Here is an 18,115-nt window from a genome sequence, read left to right on the forward strand (position 1 = left end):
CTTTTGCGCTGCCCCATCCACCCACAGAAAATCTCCTTTTCTACGAGCAGCGTATGCGTATTCCACCTTCCGGTGCCTTAGCTTTTCATCAGGCCGTGGCACAAAGCGATACCGAAACTATTCAGCAGTTACGGCAACAGGGATATCGCCCTGTGGCGCTCGATGCACAAGGAGACTCACCGTTAGATGCGCTAGAGAAACGCCACGATATTGATGCCGCCACGCGGGTTAAACTCCATCAAAGCCTGCTGGCTTCGCTTAATACAACTGCCCCGCCAGGTTATACCAAGCCGGAAGCGTTTCACGGTTCGCCCTGGGGGTTTGAAATTTTGCGTAGCGGTATATTGAAAGGCGGCGTTAACGATCGTAAAGGTGGAAGCCAGTCGCTGGAAGGACAGGTCTTTTTCTCCGATCGCACCAAGCAATCGCCCAACGACACTGAGACGCGCCCTAACCTGCGTTCAAAACCACGCGTGTATGCAAAAGGAATGGGAGCAAAAATCACTACGGTAGAGACGCGTTCACAGATTTACCAACTGGCCAAAGCCATAAATCGGACCTCCCTCTCGTCTGACGCCGCAGCCCTGATGGTGAAAACCGGCGACGATCTGCCTGAGGCTGTCTATCAATCACTGATGCTGCGACTCTCTGCAAACAACCTCTCTCTAACCAAAGAGACACTGGAAAGCGTGGCGGCACAACTGATTCCAACCGACATTAAAGTGATTGATAACTCCTTAACGCTCTCTACCCCTCAATCCACGGAGTTGATTCGCACAGCCTTGCAGCGCATTGAGCAGGAGATGGTTAACGGCAAAATGCCGTATCTTAACCTGCTCAATAATGGCGCAACCGTGCCGCTGGTATTTGGTTTTAGCAAAATCAATAATCTGAAAACCCACCAAATTTCTCCCCTCACCAAACACATCAACCGGTTTAGTTATCAATCGGAAGATCATCCGCTAACCGGTTCTGCAAACGGCGGCAAACTGAAAGAGATTGAAGTTCGATCGCTCGCCGATCTTGCGACGCTGACGCTTGCCTGCCAGGCACAGGGTATAACGCTACCCACTGATGCCCTTATCCGCATTAACCCAACGCCACGTGAAAAAAAAGAGCACGGTAGCAAAGCACACTATCTTGATGCTTCTGCCATAGAACGGTTTCGCCATGCGTTACGCGACCCGGAAAGAGAGGATATTACTTCGCTGAGCATTGATGAGTTACAGGCGTTGAACCAACGCTGGCGGGAAAAAGTGGAGAGCGGTAGCCTGCCGATAGCGTAATGATGGCGAAAAAAAACGCCTCCTGACCGGAAGCGTTTTCAGCGACATCACGGTAAACGATTAGGCATAAACCGGGAAACGTGCGCAGATTTCCAACACTTTCTGTTTCACGCGTTCGATGTTGCCTTCGTCGTGAATGTTATCCAGCACATCCGCCATCCAGCCTGCCAGTTCACGGACTTCGGCCTCTTTAAAACCACGGCGCGTAACTGCAGGAGAACCGATACGAATGCCGGAGGTGACAAACGGACTCTTCGGATCGTTAGGGACACTGTTTTTGTTGACGGTGATATTCGCACGCCCCAATGCGGCGTCGGCCTCTTTACCGGTCAAGTTTTTATCCACCAGGTCCAGCAGGAACAGGTGATTATGGGTGCCGCCAGAAACCACTTTATAGCCGCGTTCCAGGAACACTTCGACCATCGCTTTCGCGTTTTTAGCCACTTGCTGCTGGTAAACCTTGAACTCAGGCTCCATCGCTTCTTTCAGCGCCACCGCTTTACCCGCGATAACGTGCATCAGTGGGCCGCCCTGGCCGCCCGGGAACACCGCAGAGTTGAGCTTTTTGTACAACTCTTCATCGCCGCCTTTGGCTAAAATCAGACCGCCGCGCGGACCGGCCAGCGTTTTATGCGTAGTGGTCGTCACAATGTGTGCGTGTGGAACCGGGTTCGGATAGACGCCAGCGGCGATTAGGCCTGCAACGTGCGCCATATCAACAAACAACCAGGCACCAATACTATCGGCGATTTCACGCATTTTTGCCCAGTCACAAATGCCGGAGTAAGCGGAGAAACCGCCGATGATCATTTTAGGCTGATGCTTTTTCGCCTGGGCCGCCAAATCGTCATAATCGATCTTGCCGGTTTCATCGATACCGTACGGCACCACGTTATACAGTTTGCCGGAGAGGTTTACCGGTGAGCCATGAGTCAGATGACCACCGTGGGCAAGGTTCATCCCAAGAATAGTATCGCCCGGCTGCAGCAGCGCAGTGTAAACCGCAAAATTAGCCTGAGAGCCTGAATGCGGCTGGACGTTGGCATAATCGGCGCCAAACAGTTCTTTTGCGCGATCGATCGCTAATTGTTCAACGATATCCACATATTCACAGCCGCCGTAATAGCGTTTGCCAGGATAGCCTTCGGCGTATTTATTGGTGAGCTGCGAACCTTGCGCCTGCATAACGCGCGGGCTGGTGTAGTTTTCTGAAGCAATCAGTTCGATGTGCTCTTCCTGACGCACCTTTTCTTGCTCCATCGCCTGCCACAATTCGGCATCATAATCGGCAATGTTCATATCACGCTTTAACATCCGCATCTCCTGACTGAGCTAACTAAAAACGGCAGTGAATAGCCCTAATGGGCGAAGGCCAACAGTTTAAACCGTTTTACCGGCCGATGGATAGCATCGGCGGCAGCTTTTTAGGCAAACGATTGGCATCAAGCCTGTAAAGGGTTTCTTACTGTTTTTACAACCCCCTCGATCGCGATTGTTCTTCATCTTCCAGGTGCATTTTTTTCAACTTTGCCGGTGGCATAACGTGCGATAAAGCCCCCTTTTTGTCACCGGGTATTTACAAACCAAGCGGCGAGGTTTTAACATGCATATAAAATACATGTTTTAATAAGCAATAAGGAAAGACGCTATGCTTGACGCACAAACCATCGCTATTGTGAAATCCACCCTTCCAGCCATTGCGGCTACCGGCCCCAAACTGACCGGATATTTTTACGACCGCATGTTTAAACACAACCCGGAGTTAAAGGATGTGTTCAACATGAGTAACCAACGCAATGGCGATCAACGCCAGGCGTTGTTTGACGCCATCTGCGCTTACGCGGCGAATATTGAAAACCTCAGCGCCCTGCTGCCCGCCGTTGAGCGCATCGCGCAGAAACACACCAGCTTTTCCATCCAGCCCGCGCAATATCAAATTGTCGGCCAACATCTGCTCGCGACCATTGATGAGCTACTGCATCCCGGCGCAGCGGTATTAGAGGCGTGGGCGCAAGCCTATGGCGTGTTGGCGAATGTGTTTATTCAACGCGAAGAGGCAATTTATCATGCCGCCGAACTGAAGGAGGGCGGCTGGCGTGGGAAACGCGCTTTCCGCATTAGCGCGATTACGCCGCGCGGTGAGGCGATCAAAAGCCTTGAACTGACGCCGGTGGATGGTAAATCGGTAGTGGATTATCGCGCCGGGCAATATCTGGGTGTACACGTACAGGATACGCATTTTCCCCATCATGAAATTCGCCAATATTCATTAACCCGTTCACCGAATGGAAAAGCATATCGTATCGCGGTCAAACACGAAGCGGGCGGCATCGTCTCTGGTTGGGTCCATCAACATGCAAAGGTGGGCACCGTTATTGAACTCTCTGCGCCAGCCGGAGATTTTTATCTGGATGTCACGCCAGAAACGCCGGTGACGTTAATCTCGGCAGGTGTTGGGCAGACACCAATGCTCGCTATGCTCCACAGTTTGGCGGATAACCTGCATCCGGCGGCGGTTAATTGGTTACACGCGGCGGAAAATGGCGATGTGCACGCCTTTGCTGATGAAGTTACCGCCGTGGGCGCAACGCTACCGCGTTTTACGCAGCATGTTTGGTACCGCCAACCTCGTGTTAAAGATGAAGGGCGCTATCAAAGCTTGGGATTGATGGATCTTGCTACCGCCTCCGCCGCGTTAGAGACCACCAGCATGCACTATTACTTGTGTGGTCCGCTGGGCTTTATGCAGTCTGTCGCCGGTCAGTTATTGGATGCCGGGGTGCAACAGGCCCAGATTCATTATGAAGTGTTCGGCCCGCATAAAGTCATTTAGCGCCTATAAAAAAACCGGGCGCCGCAATGGAGCCCGGTAATTGCTGTCGGCAAGCAGGAAGCGGCATGCTTAAATCGCCTCTTCATCCTCTTCACCCGTACGGATACGCACCACGCGCGCAACGTCGTACACAAAGATTTTACCGTCACCAATCTTTCCGGTTTGCGCCGTCTGCATGATAGTTTCTACGCAGGTATCGACAATATCATCGGCAACGACAATTTCGATTTTCACCTTGGGTAAGAAATCAACCATATACTCAGCGCCGCGATACAGTTCCGTATGGCCTTTCTGGCGACCAAAACCTTTCACTTCTGTTACCGTCATCCCGGTGATGCCTACTTCGGCTAGCGCTTCACGCACATCGTCGAGTTTGAACGGTTTGATAATCGCATCAATCTTTTTCATGGCAGACCCTTTTTCTTTCCCTCCGTGGCCGGATGGGTAACGTTCTGTAGATACCGGCGTGCGGTTCGTCTCTTTTCGCAGGCTAAGCTACCATAACTCGCCGATAAAACCGTATTAAAACTACTCTTTAAAATCGGTTGCATCGAGCTCGTGCCGCGCCAGCAGCTTATAAAACTCGGTGCGGTTACGCCCTGCTAAACGTGCCGCGTTAGTCACATTGCCTTTAGTCATTTGTAACAGTTTACGTAGATAGTTCAGTTCAAACTGATTGCGCGCCTCGACGAAGGTCGGTAACGCGGTGTTTTCGCCGACTAATGCCTGCTCAACTAACGCATCACCAATAACCGGCGAAGAGGTTAGCGCTACGCATTGCTCAATAACGTTGACCAGTTGACGAACATTACCCGGCCAACTGGCCGCCATCAGGCGTTTCATGGCATCCGTCGAGAAACTACGGACCTGCGGTTTGTGCCGATCGGCCGCCTGGCGTAATAAATGGTTAGCCAGCAGGGGAATATCTTCCGCGCGCTCATGTAACGCCGGGAGTTTCAGGTTAACCACATTGAGACGATAGAAAAGATCTTCACGGAACTCCTTTTTCTCCATCGCCTTCGGCAGATCGCGGTGCGTAGCGGAAATAATACGCACATCAATATCGACATCACGGTTGCTCCCCAGCGGACGCACCTTGCGCTCCTGAAGCACCCTGAGCAATTTCACCTGCAATGCTTGTGGCATATCACCAATTTCATCGAGGAACAGCGTGCCGCCTTCCGCCGCCTGAAACAGCCCTTCGCGGGCGCTGACCGCGCCGGTAAACGCCCCTTTAGCATGCCCGAACAGCTCCGACTCCAGCAATTGTTCCGGCAGCGCACCACAGTTAATGGCGATAAATGCTTTATTTGCGCGCGGGCTGGCGGCGTGAATGGCCTGCGCCAACACCTCTTTTCCGGTTCCACTCTGCCCGTTAATCAGCACGCTGACGTCTGATTGCGCCACCATTCTCGCCTGTTCTAGTAAACGCAGCATGGCCGGGCTACGAGTAACAATAGATTCACGCCACGCGTCATCGGTGGCGGGCGCGCTGTGCGCCAGCGCTTCATCAATCGCTTTATATAACGCGTCACGATCGACTGGCTTGGTGAGAAAACTGAAAACGCCCTGTTGAGTAGCGGAAACCGCTTCCGGTATTGAGCCGTGTGCGGTCAAAATTATCACCGGCAGGCCGGGAAAGCGTTTTTGGATTTCACTGAATAACGCCAACCCATCCATTTCATCCATCCGCAAGTCGCTGATTACCAGATCGACCTTCTCTTTCGCCAACTGGCGCAAAGCTTCCGGGCCGCTGGCGGCGGTGGTGACATGAAACCCTTCGCTACTCAGGCGCATGCCAAGCAGCTTTAATAACCCCGGATCGTCATCCACTAATAATAAACGTGCGGATTTATTTTTCATTATCGGACTCCTTTCCTTTAACAGATGGCGTTTTCGGGTTCGCCGCCGGTGACCAGGTCTCATCTGCCGGTACCGCATTTGGCGTATCCACTCTTTCACCGCTGCGGCTATTTTCAGAGACATCCGGCGACTTACGTGATGAAAGCTGACGCTCAATATCGGTCAACGTCTCGAGTTTACGTCGCGTCACTGCCAGTTCGCGTTTAAGCGCGGCCTGGCGATTACGCAATCCATCCAGTTCACTATCGCTGGTTTGTTGTAGATGGTGGTAGCGCGTACGAACATCAGACAAATCAAGCTGTGCCGCCTGGTTGCTCCGCCAAAGTTGTATCAATGGACGAATGGATAACGGATAGTCCATGCTAAAGCCATCCAATTGCTTCATATAAGTTTGGCGCTCAACCGGCGTCACATTCCCGTTATCCATCAACACGCCCTGCTTTAGCGCATTGTGCCAACTGTTCGCCGGCCAGCTTTTCGCTTCGGCCCGTGCCGCCGCTGGCGATAAACGTGCCGCGCAGTCAATCGCACGCAGCCAATAAAGCGGATTGTCCATGCTGTCGTCATCATTAATTTGCCATATGCGTTCGCAATTAACGGCAAGGTAATCCACCATTCTAATTTCGGGTTCCGCTAGCACTGGCTGACTCTGTTTCAGCGCGGAATGCGGTGTTTGGCTACAGGCAACCATTAGTAATGGCAAAAGGAGTGCGGAGAGCCTGCCAAAAGTACCGGTGGCAGAAAAAGCGGTTAATTTCATTCGTTATCGTTCTCGGCAGTTAAATTCAGTTCAATTCGGAAGCAGACATCGGCGCCCTCTACGGCCACCAACCGCAACTCACCTTGCATTCTCCGTATGCAATCCTTAGCGATACTTAGGCCAAGCCCACTGCCTTTAACCGCGCCTTTACGCTGTAAACTTCCCTGGAAAAAAGGCTCGAACACCATCGCCTGCTCGGCAGCCGGGATTGGGGTGCCGGTATTCGCGACATCAATGATCACCCGTTGCCCTTCCTGACGCGTACGTAGCCAAATGTTACCGGATTCACTGCCGTAGTGCACCGCATTGGAGTAGAGATTATCAATTACCCGGGCTAATAAAATCGGCTCTGCGCGGCAAGTGATAGCCTGAAGCTCAATCTCGGTATGGATTAATTTCGCTCGGGCGGGCAACGAGTGGGCGGCTACCACGCTGTCGATAATGTCATCCAGTGCCACCGTTTCCAGCTCGGTCGGCCCATCGACCAATTTGCGGTTATAGTCGAGTAATTGCTCAATTAACTGCTGAAGATGGCGGCTACTGTTATCCAGTATCGCGACCACCTCTTTTTGATCGGTGGTTAGCGGGCCGGCCACTTGGTCCGCTAACAGTTCAGTGCCTTCACGCATACTGGCCAGCGGCGTTTTTAGCTCGTGGGAAATATGCCGAAGAAACTCATGGCGTTGGGATTCCAGCCACGCAAGGCGTTCACTGAGCCATAAAATTCGTTGCCCCAGAGAACGTAGTTCTCGCGGGCCTTTAAAACTGATGCTGTTACCTAATGGCTGCCCTTCCCCCAGCCGGTTAATCATCTGTTCCACACTCTTCACTGGCCCAATGATCATGCGGGTAAACAACACCACCAATCCAAGGCTGAGTAAGAACAAGATCAGCGCCTGCCAGCCAAAGTATTGACCACGTTCGGCAATTTCACGCTGGAGTTGCAAGCCACGAGAGAAAGAGACTTCCCGCGTCGCCTGAACCATTCGTGAATTAGCGGAAGAGAAATTTTCCAGATTAGCCGCTGCCGCTTTTAGCGGGCTGCTGTCCTGGCATTGCAGTTTTGCCAGTTGATCGAGAAAACCCCGCAGACTTTGATAATAACGAATATCCGGCAGCACCGAGGCATGTGCATCAAGCATTTGTGCATATTTATTGCGCTGAGTTTGGTAAAGGCGTGCCAACATGGGATCATCCAGCACACAATACTGACGATAGCTACGCTCCAGTTCCAGCGCGGTTCGCGCCATCGCCTCGCTACGACGCACATCGGTGAGCGTAGTGCGGTTCGTATCTGCCGCCTGATCGCTGAGCGCAGATAAACTTTCCCATGCCTGCCAGGCCAGTACCAACAGGGGAAGCAGCACTAACAGAAATGCCATCAGGACTAATTGACGTAATGAACGGGGGAAAAGACGCCATGTGTTCACGAAATGCTTCCTTAATCAATATCTGCTGATGATGCTAGCTGACTAAGCGGCGGGAAGATAGAGCGAGTGCGGGAAACAAAAACGGCAGACTCATTGAGTCTGCCGTCGATTACGATAACTTAATCATCGTAAAAAAATTAGGTGGTGCCTAACTCAACGTTGCGCCCGATGCTTGATAACGTGGCAAAGCCAACGATTATCGGTTATGTGGACGGCAGGCACCGTATTGTGCGTCATTCGGAGTTTTATGAAGCGCTTGGCCGCTTTCGCAGGGCTGTCATAGTAAGGTGAATGAGCCACTACCATTGAATAAGCAATTTGCATGCCAAGTTTTTAATATCAATAAATATCTTTTAAAAACAATAAATTAAACATAAGCGATTTTTGGTTAACTTTTATTTAAATTGGTATTAGTTGAAAAATGTCGCCAAAAAGAAACAGATTAACTGCATCAGAAGCAATAGATTATAAATCAATAAGATAAACGTCTCTTTTTAGAGACACCGCAAGGCAGTTACTGTCGCAAATCTGCAACAGAGAGGGGAATTGAACCACCAACGCGGGCGGCATCATTGCGTTGCCGCCCGCGAAAGTAAGTTAGAACGGTAGTTAACCCAATTGCTTACGGGCGTTGCGGAAGATCCGCATCCACGGACTGTCTTCCCCCCACTCTGCCGGATGCCAGGAGTTGCTGACAGTCCGCGCCACACGTTCCGGATGCGGCATCATAATGGTTACGCGTCCACTCTGGTTGGTTACCGCAGTAATCCCATTTGGCGAGCCATTCGGGTTGGCCGGATAGGTCTGCGTCACCTTGCCATAGTTATCAACAAAGCGCAGCGCCACCAGCCCTTGATGTTCTAGCGCCGCTAAGTGCGCGCTATCGCGCACTTCGACAAACCCTTCGCCGTGCGATACCGCGATCGGCATCCGCGAGCCGACCATACCGTCAAGCAACAGGGACGGGCTGGCGGTGACTTCAACCAAACTAAAACGTGCTTCAAAGCGCTCAGATTGGTTACGCACGAAGCGCGGCCAGTTCTCACTGCCGGGGATCAGCTCTCGTAGATTGGACAACATCTGACAACCATTACACACCCCTAATGCCAAAGTCTGCGGACGATGGAAGAAGGTTTCGAACGTGTCGCGTACCCGCTCGTTGAACAGAATGGATTTTGCCCAACCTTCTCCGGCGCCTAACACATCCCCGTAAGAGAAGCCGCCGCAAGCGACCAACGCCTGCATATCATTAAGATCGCGACGCCCCGCCAGCAGATCGCTCATATGCACATCGACAGCATCAAACCCGGCGCGATAAAACGCCGCCGCCATCTCAACATGTGAGTTAACGCCCTGTTCACGTAACACTGCGACTTTGGGCCGGCTGCCGGTGGCGATAAACGGTGCGGCAATATCCTCTTCCGGTTTAAAGGTGAGATGCACATTCAGACCGGGATCGTTATCATCCTGTTTGGCTTCATGCTCCTGATCGGCGCACTGCGGGTTGTCACGTAGGCGCTGCATCTGCCACGTCGTTTCCGCCCACCAGGTCCGCAATGTCGTGCGGCTTTCACTGTATAGCGCGGTTTCACCATGACGAATCACAAAGCGATCGCCCGGCTGCGCGTGGCCCAGATAGTGAACGCACTCTGCCAAACCATGATCGGCCAGCACCTGTTCGACCGCCGCACGATGGTGCGCTGCCACCTGGATAACAGCGCCCAGTTCTTCATTGAACAACGCCGCCAATGCGTCGTCGCCTTGCGATGCAATATTCACCTCAATACCGCAATGCCCGGTAAAGGCCATTTCCGCCAGCGTAACCAGCAAGCCGCCATCAGAACGGTCATGATAGGCCAACAATTTGTCATCGGCGACCAGGGTTTGAATGGCGTTAAAGAACCCGGCTAATTGTTGTGCGTCGCGCACATCGGCCGGTTTATCGCCCAGTTGACGATAGACCTGCGCCAGGGCGGTTGCGCCCAGCGCGTGATTCCCTTTCCCAAGGTCGATAAGCAACAATGCATTATCCTGTTGCGGCTGTAACTGTGGCGTGACAGTACGACGAACATCCTCAACGCGGGCGAAAGCGGTAATCACCAGCGATAACGGCGACGTCATTTCCCGTTGCTGGTTACCCTGCTGCCAGCGGGTTTTCATCGACATAGAGTCTTTGCCAACCGGAATGGTAATGCCCAGCGCCGGACACAACTCCTCTCCCACTGCCTTGACCGCCTCGTAAAGACCGGCGTCCTCGCCTGGGTGCCCGGCTGCTGCCATCCAGTTTGCCGAGAGTTTAATGCGCTTTAACGCACCAATTTGCGTCGCCGCAATGTTGGTTAAAGCTTCGCCGACCGCCAAACGCCCGGATGCGGCAAAGTCGAGCAATGCCACCGGCGCACGTTCACCCAACGCAAAAGCTTCACCATAATAGCTATCCAGGCTGGCGGTGGTTACCGCACAGTTCGCAACCGGAATTTGCCACGGCCCCACCATCTGATCGCGCGCGACCATGCCGGTTACGCTCCGATCGCCAATGGTGACTAAAAAGGTTTTCTCCGCCACAGTCGGCAGATGAAGCACCCGTTTTACCGCCTCGGCCAGCACGATATCATCCCGTTGCAACGCGGTGCCCTGCACTTTTAGCGTGGTGACATCGCGCGTCATTTTTGGGGTTTTACCCAATAACACATCCAGCGGCATGTCGATGGGTTGATTATCAAAATGGCTATCAGACAGTGTCAGATGGCGCTCTTCGGTTGCCTCGCCAATTACCGCATAAGGCGCACGCTCACGAGCGCAAAGGTCGACAAACTGCGCGAGTTTTTCCGGCGCGACCGCCAGAACATAACGTTCTTGCGATTCGTTACACCAAATTTCCAGTGGGCTCATGCCCGGCTCATCGCTAAGAATATCGCGCAGCGTAAAGCGACCGCCGCGCCCGCCATCACTCACCAGTTCCGGCATTGCATTGGAAAGGCCGCCCGCGCCGACATCGTGGATAAACAGAATCGGGTTATCTTCGCCCAACTGCCAGCAGCGATCGATCACCTCCTGACAGCGACGCTCCATTTCCGGGTTATCGCGCTGTACCGAGGCGAAATCGAGGTCGGCATCCGACTGACCAGAGGCCATAGATGAAGCTGCGCCGCCGCCTAAACCGATATTCATCGCCGGGCCGCCTAATACCACCAGTTTCGCGCCAACGCTTATTTCACCCTTTTGCACATGCTCGGCGCGAATGTTGCCGATACCGCCCGCCAACATGATCGGCTTGTGGTAACCGCGCAGTTCAACACCGTTATGGCTATTAACTTGCTCTTCATAAGTCCGGAAATAGCCGTTGATAGCCGGGCGACCAAACTCATTGTTAAACGCCGCGCCGCCGAGCGGTCCTTCGGTCATAATATCTAGCGCGCTAACGATGCGCTCCGGCTTACCAAAATCTTGTTCCCACGGCTGCTCAAAACCAGGAATACGCAAGTTGGAAACCGAGAAGCCAACCAACCCCGCTTTTGGCTTCGCGCCGCGTCCGGTTGCGCCTTCATCACGAATTTCCCCGCCAGAACCCGTGGCGGCTCCCGGCCACGGTGAAATCGCCGTCGGGTGGTTATGGGTTTCTACTTTCATCAGAATATGTGTTTCTTCCTGATGAAAATCATAGAGGTCATTTTTCGCATCGGCAAAGAAACGCCCGACGGCTGAGCCCTCCATCACTGCGGCATTATCTTTATAGGCCGACAGCACGTAGTCCGGGGTTTTCTCGAAGGTGTTTTTGATCATTTTGAACAGCGATTTTGGCTGTGGCTGCCCGTCAATGACCCAATCGGCGTTAAAGATTTTATGGCGACAATGCTCCGAGTTAGCCTGAGCAAACATATACAGTTCAATGTCGTTTGGGTTGCGCCCCAGTTTCTCGAATGCCGCCTGCAAATAATCGATCTCGTCATCGGCTAATGCCAAACCCAGTTTCTGATTGGCGTCAACCAAGGCCTGCCGCCCCGCGCCTAAGACATCTACGCTTTGCAACGGCTGCGGCTGATGATGTGCAAATAACTGCCCGGCCTGCGCCAGTTCGCTATACACCGTCTCCATCATTCGGTCATGTAACAGCGCGGCAACCTGTTCCCACTGCGTTGGCGTCAACTGCGGCGCGGTGAGATAAAATGCCAGCCCGCGTTCCAAGCGTAAAACCTGAGTTAAACCGCAATTATGGGCGATATCCGTTGCTTTGGAAGACCAGGGCGATAAGGTGCCGGGACGTGGCGTAACCAGTAACAAGCGCCCTTGCGGCGTATGTTCGGCGAGAGAAGGGCCGTATTTTAACAGACGTTGCAAACGTTGTTGTTCATCAGCATTCAGTGGCGCGCTGACATCGGCAAAATGGACATACTCGGCGTAAATGTCACTCACCGGCAGGTGAGCATCCTGAAAACGGGCCAGCAGTTTGTTAATACGAAATGCCGACAGGGCGGGCGAACCACGCAGAATTTCCATCATAAGATCTCTCGTCTTCGAAGCGCCGGACGACGCTTCTTTGGGCGCAACAGGGAAAACGGGCGATATTATAGAGAATCCCCGCGCCCAACGAAACCGTTTGCGTAGAATTTATCGAGCCACGGATTAGGCTGAAAATTGCGCAAAACTTGCTGAATAAGTTGCTCTACGCCAGTTTGTTGCGCAAAATGCCCCACGCTCTGGGATTCCATACATAACAATAGCTGCCGTAAAAGACAGAGGCCCACGGGCCACCGAGAGATAACTATTTGAAACGCCTAAAAATTAATTATCTGCTGATCGGGCTAATCACGGTGCTGCTCGCGCTAGCCCTGTGGCCTTCGATCCCTTGGTATGGCGGATCGCAAGATAAGATTGCGCAGATAAAAGCGCGGGGAGTGCTGCGTATTAGTACCATTAACTCACCGCTAACATACTACACCATCAATAACGCCCCGGCCGGTATGGATTACGAGCTGGCAAAGCGTTTCGCCGATTATTTGGGCGTCAAGCTCAAAGTCACCGTCCGCCAGAACCTGAGCGATCTGTTTGACGATCTTGATGATGACAAAGCTGATGTGCTGGCAGCCGGTTTAATCTACAACCACGAGCGTCTGGAGCGGTTTCAGGCCGGGCCGAATTACTATTCGGTTTCACAGCAATTGGTCTACCGCATTAACCAGCCGCGCCCGAAAAATTTGGGCGATCTGAAGGGCCGTTTGGTGGTGCCTTCCGGTTCTGCCTATCTTTCTACGCTGCGTAATATGAAAGAGGCGCAATATCCCGATCTTGATTGGGCTATCGCCACCGATCAGGGGCCAAAAGCACTGCTGGAAGCGGTAGCCGATGGCAAAGTCCCTTACACTGTGGGCGATTCCATTACTATCAGCTTATTGCAACGTATTCACCCTCAGTTGGCGGTCGCCTTTGATATTACCGATGAGGAGCCGGTCACCTGGTATATGCAGCGCAATGACGATGATAGCCTGAACGCGGCGATGCTCGATTTTTTTAGCCAGATGGGCGAGGAAGGCGTAATGGCTCGGCTGGAGGAGAAATACCTCGGGCATGTCGGTACGTTTGATTACGTTGATACCCGGACATTCCTTAATGCGATAGATAATACCCTGCCCGCGATTAAGCCCATGTTCGAGAAATACGCTAGCGCCATTGACTGGCGCCTGCTGGCGGCCATTTCGTACCAAGAGTCTCACTGGAATCCGCAAGCAACCTCACCAACCGGTGTGCGTGGGCTAATGATGTTGACGCGTAACACCGCCGATAGCCTGAGCGTTTCAGACCGGCTCGATCCGGAACAGAGCATCCGTGGCGGTAGTGAATATTTACAGCGCATGATGGACAAGGTGCCGCAGACCGTCCCGGAGGATGAACGGATTTGGTTTGCGCTGGCGGCCTATAACATGGGGTATGCCCATATGTTGGATGCACGCAAGCTGACCGCACAGCAAAAAGGCAACCCCGATAGTTGGGCGGATGTGAAAACCCGCCTGCCAATGCTGAGCCAGAAGCGATATTACAATCAAACCACTTATGGCTATGCGCGTGGATATGAAGCCTACGCTTATGTGGAAAATATCCGTAAATATCAACTCAGTCTGGAAGGATATTTACAAGAGCGTGAGAAGAAAATGGCGCAACAGGCGGCGTTAGAAGCCGAGTTAGGGCAAGGTTATCCGGCGGTCGCCCCTGCTGTTGCGATGAATTGAGTTATTGCGTGCTTTTTTGCGCCAGCCGTAGCGCCTTTTTCTGCTCACGGCGTTGGCGGAAAAAATTGCTTAGCAGCGCGGCGCATTCGGCCGCCAACACACCTTCGACAATCGCGACCTGATGGTTCATTCCCGGATGGCGTAATACATCCAGTAGTGAACCTGCGGCGCCGGTTTTCTCGTCACGCGCACCGAATACCAGGCGGTCAATACGGCTATGCACCATCGCGCCTGCACACATGGCGCACGGCTCCAGCGTCACATACAGTGTGGCGTCAATCAGGCGGTAGTTCTCCAGCGCCTTTCCTCCCTGTCTTAATGCCATGATCTCCGCATGGGCAGTAGGATCGTGTTGACCGATAGGCCGGTTCCATCCTTCGCCAATCACCCGGTTGCCCTGTACCAGAACGGCGCCTACCGGCACTTCTCCCTCTTCCCAGGCGCGACGTGCCAACGCTAAAGCATGGCGCATCCAGTGTTCATCATTGTATTCGGACACAGGCCTCTCCCGGCAAAAAAACGGTGGGCATTATAGCGGGGAAATGGGCAATCGCGTAGTACGCGCTTACTCCAGTTGCTGGAGACGCCCTTGCGGCGTTACACGCCAACGGTGCTGGCAGAAAAATAGCAGCGGATTATCCTGCTTACTATCACTATAACCACTATATAGCTGTAATGGCGTACCGATTTGCTCTTCCAGTTGCGCCACCTTTTCATGCCCAAGGCAACGCAGCGCCAAAACACGGCCACCCCAGGCACGCGTCATTTGGCTGGCAATTAATTTAACCCGTGGCAGGAACGCAGAGTCATGGTAGACCAATTCAACCAACGGCTGCGGTGAACCGGTAATCAGCCACACATCCGCATCCGGGCTATTCAGGTAATCAGTCAGTCGTTGCTGCACAACCGGGAAAGCCGTCACTCGTTGACGAAACCAGTATGCGAATGCTTGCTCACGCTGCTGTAAACGCGTTTCCGCGTGACCAAAAGTAATCGCCCACAATAACAAACTCATCGGCCAGCGCGCGGCGCGCCCTTTCACTAACAACCCCGCGCCAATGATCGGCAATAGAGGAATCACCAACAGCAAGTTAAGTGGCTGACGCCATAACAAATAGCGCATAAAGGTGCCAAACATATCCTGTTGATGTAAGGTGCCATCCAGGTCAAAGAACACCACTCGTTTTTGCGAACCACTAATCAAACCGTTCCCCCCGGGAATAAAAGCCGACATCGGCAACATCTGAGTAACTAGTGTAGACAGAAGCCAGCCGACCGACGCCTTCAGGATGGATTCCTGTGCATGATTTTTAATTCTCGTTATAAAATCAATGCAAGAATAGTTTATTCCGCACGATACGATACGCCGGACGGCCGACGTTTTACTCTAACCGAGGAACAAAAAATGAGTTCACTGCTGCGTATCCGCCAGCTTTACCCGCGTCTCGCCCTTAACGAGCGTCGGCTGGCGGATTACCTGTTGTCGCAGCCAGATCGCGCCCGCCACTTAAGCTCACAAAAGCTGGCGTTTGAAGCGGGCGTTAGCCAATCTAGCGTAGTGAAGTTCGCGCAAAAACTCGGCTATAAAGGTTTTCCAGCCTTAAAGCTGGCGCTCAGCGACTCGCTGGCGGACAAAGATGCGATTACCGTCCATAACCATATTGTTAGTGACGATCCGCTAAAGGTGGTTGGCGAGAAGTTGTTTACTGAAAAGCAGTCGGCAATCCGCGCCACGCTGGATATTAACAGCGAAGAGAAGTTGCTGGAAACGCTACAACTGTTGAAAAACGCTCACCGTATCGTACTGGTTGGCATTGGCGCCTCCGGGCTGGTGGCGAAGGATTTTTCCTGGAAATTAATGAAGATTGGTATCAGCGCGGTCGCCGAGCAAGATATGCATGCCCTACTGGCTAGCGTACAGGCATTACGTCCTGGAGATTTATTGCTGGCCATCTCCTACACCGGCGAACGGCGGGAAATTAACCTCGCCGCGCAGGAAGCAGCGCGCGCAGGCGCCAACGTTCTGGCCTTTACCGGCTTCACGCCAAACACGCTCCAGCAATGCGCTACGCACTGTTTATATACCGTTGCCGAGGAGCTGAGCACCCGTAGTGCGGCAATATCTTCCACCACCGCTCAGCTTGCTTTAACCGACCTGCTGTTTATGGCGCTGGTTCAAAACGATCCTGAACGGGCATCCAGCCATATCCGCCATAGCGAAGCACTGGTGAAAAAGCTGGTCTGATGAGAGGTGAGGCGTATAATGGCCGCGCAATTTTTCCGTTAGCGTTGAGAGAGTGATGGCACTGCTGATAACTAAAAAATGTATCAATTGCGATATGTGTGAGCCAGAGTGCCCGAACCAGGCAATCTCAATGGGCGCTGAGTATTACGAGATTGATGCCGATCGCTGTACCGAATGTGTGGGGCATTATGATGCGCCAACCTGCCAAAGCGTCTGCCCGATCGACCACACGATTGTGGCCGATCCGGCGCGGGTTGAAAGTAATAATGCATTATGGGAAAAATTCGTCATCCTGCACCATTCAGCCTGAACGCGAGCGGCGTCGCTCAGTTTTCAATAATGACCGTTGCGCAGGCATAATTTTTTTCATCCGCCAGCGTGACATGCACAAACTTCACGCCCATCTTTTCCGCCACCACTGCCGCGTGTTCGAAAAAACGTAGGCCTGGCTTACCTAACGCATCGTTATAAACTTCAAACTGATTAAACGCCAAGCCGCCACGAATACCGGTGCCAAACGCTTTTGCCGCCGCTTCTTTCACCGCAAACCGTTTTGCCAGAAAACGCACTGGCTGTTGGTGCGCCTGATATTGCCGCCATTCGCTCTGGCTGAGTACACGCTGTGCCAGCCGATCGCCGGAGCGGGAAATCACCGCTTCAATACGGGCGATTTCCACAATATCGGTTCCCAGCCCGAGAATTGCCATTAGCGACGCGCTTCCCGCATCAACTGCTTCATCTCGTCTACCGCCGCCGCCAGGCCGCTCATTACCGCGCGCCCAATGATGGCATGACCAATGTTTAGCTCCTGCATTTCCGGCAATGCCGCAATCGGCTGCACATTATGATACGTCAGGCCATGACCGGCGTTCACTTTCAGCCCACGGCTGGCGGCGAAGCTGGCCGCGCGGCGAATACGTAACAGCTCTGCATCGCGCGCCTGGCCCTCTTCCGCTTCGGCGTAAGCGCCGGTGTGGATTTCAATCCAGGGCGCGCCGGAAGCCACCGCCGCTTCAATCTGCCGCTCATCGGCATCAATAAACAGCGACACCAAAATACCCGCCTCGCTCAATCGTTTGACCGCTGCAGTGACTTTCTCGCGCTGGCCCGCCACATCCAACCCACCTTCAGTAGTTACTTCCTGGCGTTTTTCCGGCACCAGGCAGCAAAAATGCGGCTTAATTTCGCAGGCAATATCGACCATTTCGTCGGTTACCGCCATCTCAAGATTCATACGGGTTTGGATGGTCTGGCGCAAAATGCGCACGTCACGATCGGTAATATGACGACGGTCTTCGCGTAGGTGCACCGTAATACCGTCGGCGCCCGCCTGCTCGGCAATAAATGCCGCCTGTACCGGGTCGGGATAGTGGGTACCGCGCGCATTACGCACTGTGGCAATGTGATCGATATTAACGCCTAACAACAACTCAGCCATGACAATCCCCATTTTCAATAAAGGTCATTACCCGGC

General features: G+C 53.0%; 15 protein-coding genes. 5 read left to right on the forward strand and 10 right to left on the reverse strand.

All coding sequences use genetic code 11. The annotated features are described in order from the left end of the window. The first annotated feature begins 53 nt into the window (after window positions 1-53). Window positions 54-1,286 (forward strand): glycosyltransferase family protein, encoded by a 1,233-nt coding sequence (locus PMPD1_RS16785; RefSeq protein ID WP_173635126.1) that lies wholly within the window; start codon window positions 54-56, stop codon window positions 1,284-1,286. Between the two features lie 60 nt (window positions 1,287-1,346). Here PMPD1_RS16785 and glyA read toward each other — a convergent pair whose 3' ends face one another. Then, window positions 1,347-2,600, reverse strand: coding sequence for a serine hydroxymethyltransferase (gene glyA / locus PMPD1_RS16790; protein WP_173635127.1), 1,254 nt, complete (start codon window positions 2,598-2,600; stop codon window positions 1,347-1,349). A gap of 334 nt (window positions 2,601-2,934) precedes the next feature. Between glyA and hmpA the strand changes: the two genes are divergently transcribed. Beyond that, window positions 2,935-4,119 (forward strand): NO-inducible flavohemoprotein, encoded by a 1,185-nt coding sequence (hmpA, locus tag PMPD1_RS16795; protein WP_173635128.1) that lies wholly within the window; start codon window positions 2,935-2,937, stop codon window positions 4,117-4,119. Between the two features lie 69 nt (window positions 4,120-4,188). On the opposite strand, the gene glnB is transcribed toward hmpA, so the two are convergent. From glnB to purL, 5 genes are all read right to left on the reverse strand, one after another. Next, complete coding sequence (glnB, locus tag PMPD1_RS16800) at window positions 4,189-4,527, reverse strand: nitrogen regulatory protein P-II (RefSeq protein ID WP_173635129.1); 339 nt, start codon at window positions 4,525-4,527, stop codon at window positions 4,189-4,191. Window positions 4,528-4,647: 120 nt separating this feature from the next. Further along, window positions 4,648-5,982: a two-component system response regulator GlrR gene (gene glrR, locus PMPD1_RS16805; protein ID WP_173635130.1), complete on the reverse strand. Its 1,335-nt coding sequence runs from the start codon at window positions 5,980-5,982 to the stop codon at window positions 4,648-4,650. Continuing rightward, complete coding sequence (qseG, locus tag PMPD1_RS16810) at window positions 5,972-6,742, reverse strand: two-component system QseEF-associated lipoprotein QseG (RefSeq protein WP_173635131.1); 771 nt, start codon at window positions 6,740-6,742, stop codon at window positions 5,972-5,974. Before qseG ends, glrR begins: the two co-directional genes overlap by 11 nt. Next, the gene (locus tag PMPD1_RS16815; RefSeq protein WP_173635132.1) at window positions 6,739-8,172 is read right to left on the reverse strand and encodes a sensor histidine kinase; all 1,434 of its coding nucleotides are present in this window, start codon (window positions 8,170-8,172) and stop codon (window positions 6,739-6,741) included. Before PMPD1_RS16815 ends, qseG begins: the two co-directional genes overlap by 4 nt. 609 nt (window positions 8,173-8,781) lie before the next feature. After that, on the reverse strand, window positions 8,782-12,672 hold the full coding sequence (gene purL / locus PMPD1_RS16820; protein ID WP_173635133.1) for a phosphoribosylformylglycinamidine synthase: 3,891 nt from the start codon (window positions 12,670-12,672) through the stop codon (window positions 8,782-8,784). Window positions 12,673-12,938: 266 nt separating this feature from the next. Between purL and mltF the strand changes: the two genes are divergently transcribed. Then, a complete protein-coding gene (mltF, locus tag PMPD1_RS16825) occupies window positions 12,939-14,396 on the forward strand; it encodes a membrane-bound lytic murein transglycosylase MltF (RefSeq protein ID WP_173635134.1) in 1,458 nt (485 codons plus the stop codon). Window position 14,397: 1 nt separating this feature from the next. Here mltF and tadA read toward each other — a convergent pair whose 3' ends face one another. Continuing rightward, on the reverse strand, window positions 14,398-14,895 hold the full coding sequence (gene tadA / locus PMPD1_RS16830) for a tRNA adenosine(34) deaminase TadA (RefSeq protein ID WP_173635135.1): 498 nt from the start codon (window positions 14,893-14,895) through the stop codon (window positions 14,398-14,400). Window positions 14,896-14,961: 66 nt separating this feature from the next. Beyond that, a complete protein-coding gene (yfhb, locus tag PMPD1_RS16835; RefSeq protein ID WP_435529696.1) occupies window positions 14,962-15,630 on the reverse strand; it encodes a phosphatidylglycerophosphatase C in 669 nt (222 codons plus the stop codon). A 171-nt stretch (window positions 15,631-15,801) separates the two neighbouring features. Between yfhb and PMPD1_RS16840 the strand changes: the two genes are divergently transcribed. Together PMPD1_RS16840 and PMPD1_RS16845 are read left to right on the forward strand one after the other, a co-directional pair. Further along, the gene (locus PMPD1_RS16840; protein WP_173635136.1) at window positions 15,802-16,641 is read left to right on the forward strand and encodes a MurR/RpiR family transcriptional regulator; all 840 of its coding nucleotides are present in this window, start codon (window positions 15,802-15,804) and stop codon (window positions 16,639-16,641) included. 55 nt (window positions 16,642-16,696) lie between these two features. Next, window positions 16,697-16,951, forward strand: a complete 255-nt coding sequence (locus PMPD1_RS16845) for a YfhL family 4Fe-4S dicluster ferredoxin (RefSeq protein ID WP_173635137.1) — start codon at window positions 16,697-16,699, stop codon at window positions 16,949-16,951. Between the two features lie 16 nt (window positions 16,952-16,967). On the opposite strand, the gene acpS is transcribed toward PMPD1_RS16845, so the two are convergent. Together acpS and pdxJ are read right to left on the reverse strand one after the other, a co-directional pair. Next, window positions 16,968-17,348: a holo-ACP synthase gene (gene acpS, locus PMPD1_RS16850; protein ID WP_173635138.1), complete on the reverse strand. Its 381-nt coding sequence runs from the start codon at window positions 17,346-17,348 to the stop codon at window positions 16,968-16,970. After that, on the reverse strand, window positions 17,348-18,079 hold the full coding sequence (gene pdxJ / locus PMPD1_RS16855; RefSeq protein WP_173635139.1) for a pyridoxine 5'-phosphate synthase: 732 nt from the start codon (window positions 18,077-18,079) through the stop codon (window positions 17,348-17,350). The genes acpS and pdxJ overlap by 1 nt, the downstream gene beginning before the upstream one ends. Window positions 18,080-18,115 lie beyond the last annotated feature (36 nt).

The sequence above is a fragment of the Paramixta manurensis genome (genome assembly GCF_013285385.1).
Classification (GTDB): Bacteria; Pseudomonadota; Gammaproteobacteria; order Enterobacterales; family Enterobacteriaceae; genus Paramixta; species Paramixta manurensis.

What these genes read in the sequence shown, in the direction of transcription:
- PMPD1_RS16785 (WP_173635126.1), top strand. Translation starts at nt 54, where the DNA reads ATGCGTATTCCACCTTCCGGTGCCTTAGCTTTTCATCAGGCCGTGGCA.
- glyA (WP_173635127.1), bottom strand. Translation starts at nt 2,600, where the DNA reads ATGTTAAAGCGTGATATGAACATTGCCGATTATGATGCCGAATTGTGG.
- hmpA (WP_173635128.1), top strand. Translation starts at nt 2,935, where the DNA reads ATGCTTGACGCACAAACCATCGCTATTGTGAAATCCACCCTTCCAGCC.
- glnB (WP_173635129.1), bottom strand. Translation starts at nt 4,527, where the DNA reads ATGAAAAAGATTGATGCGATTATCAAACCGTTCAAACTCGACGATGTG.
- glrR (WP_173635130.1), bottom strand. Translation starts at nt 5,982, where the DNA reads ATGAAAAATAAATCCGCACGTTTATTATTAGTGGATGACGATCCGGGG.
- qseG (WP_173635131.1), bottom strand. Translation starts at nt 6,742, where the DNA reads ATGAAATTAACCGCTTTTTCTGCCACCGGTACTTTTGGCAGGCTCTCC.
- purL (WP_173635133.1), bottom strand. Translation starts at nt 12,672, where the DNA reads ATGATGGAAATTCTGCGTGGTTCGCCCGCCCTGTCGGCATTTCGTATT.
- yfhb (WP_435529696.1), bottom strand. Translation starts at nt 15,630, where the DNA reads ATGTCGGCTTTTATTCCCGGGGGGAACGGTTTGATTAGTGGTTCGCAA.
- PMPD1_RS16840 (WP_173635136.1), top strand. Translation starts at nt 15,802, where the DNA reads ATGAGTTCACTGCTGCGTATCCGCCAGCTTTACCCGCGTCTCGCCCTT.
- PMPD1_RS16845 (WP_173635137.1), top strand. Translation starts at nt 16,697, where the DNA reads ATGGCACTGCTGATAACTAAAAAATGTATCAATTGCGATATGTGTGAG.
- acpS (WP_173635138.1), bottom strand. Translation starts at nt 17,348, where the DNA reads ATGGCAATTCTCGGGCTGGGAACCGATATTGTGGAAATCGCCCGTATT.
- pdxJ (WP_173635139.1), bottom strand. Translation starts at nt 18,079, where the DNA reads ATGGCTGAGTTGTTGTTAGGCGTTAATATCGATCACATTGCCACAGTG.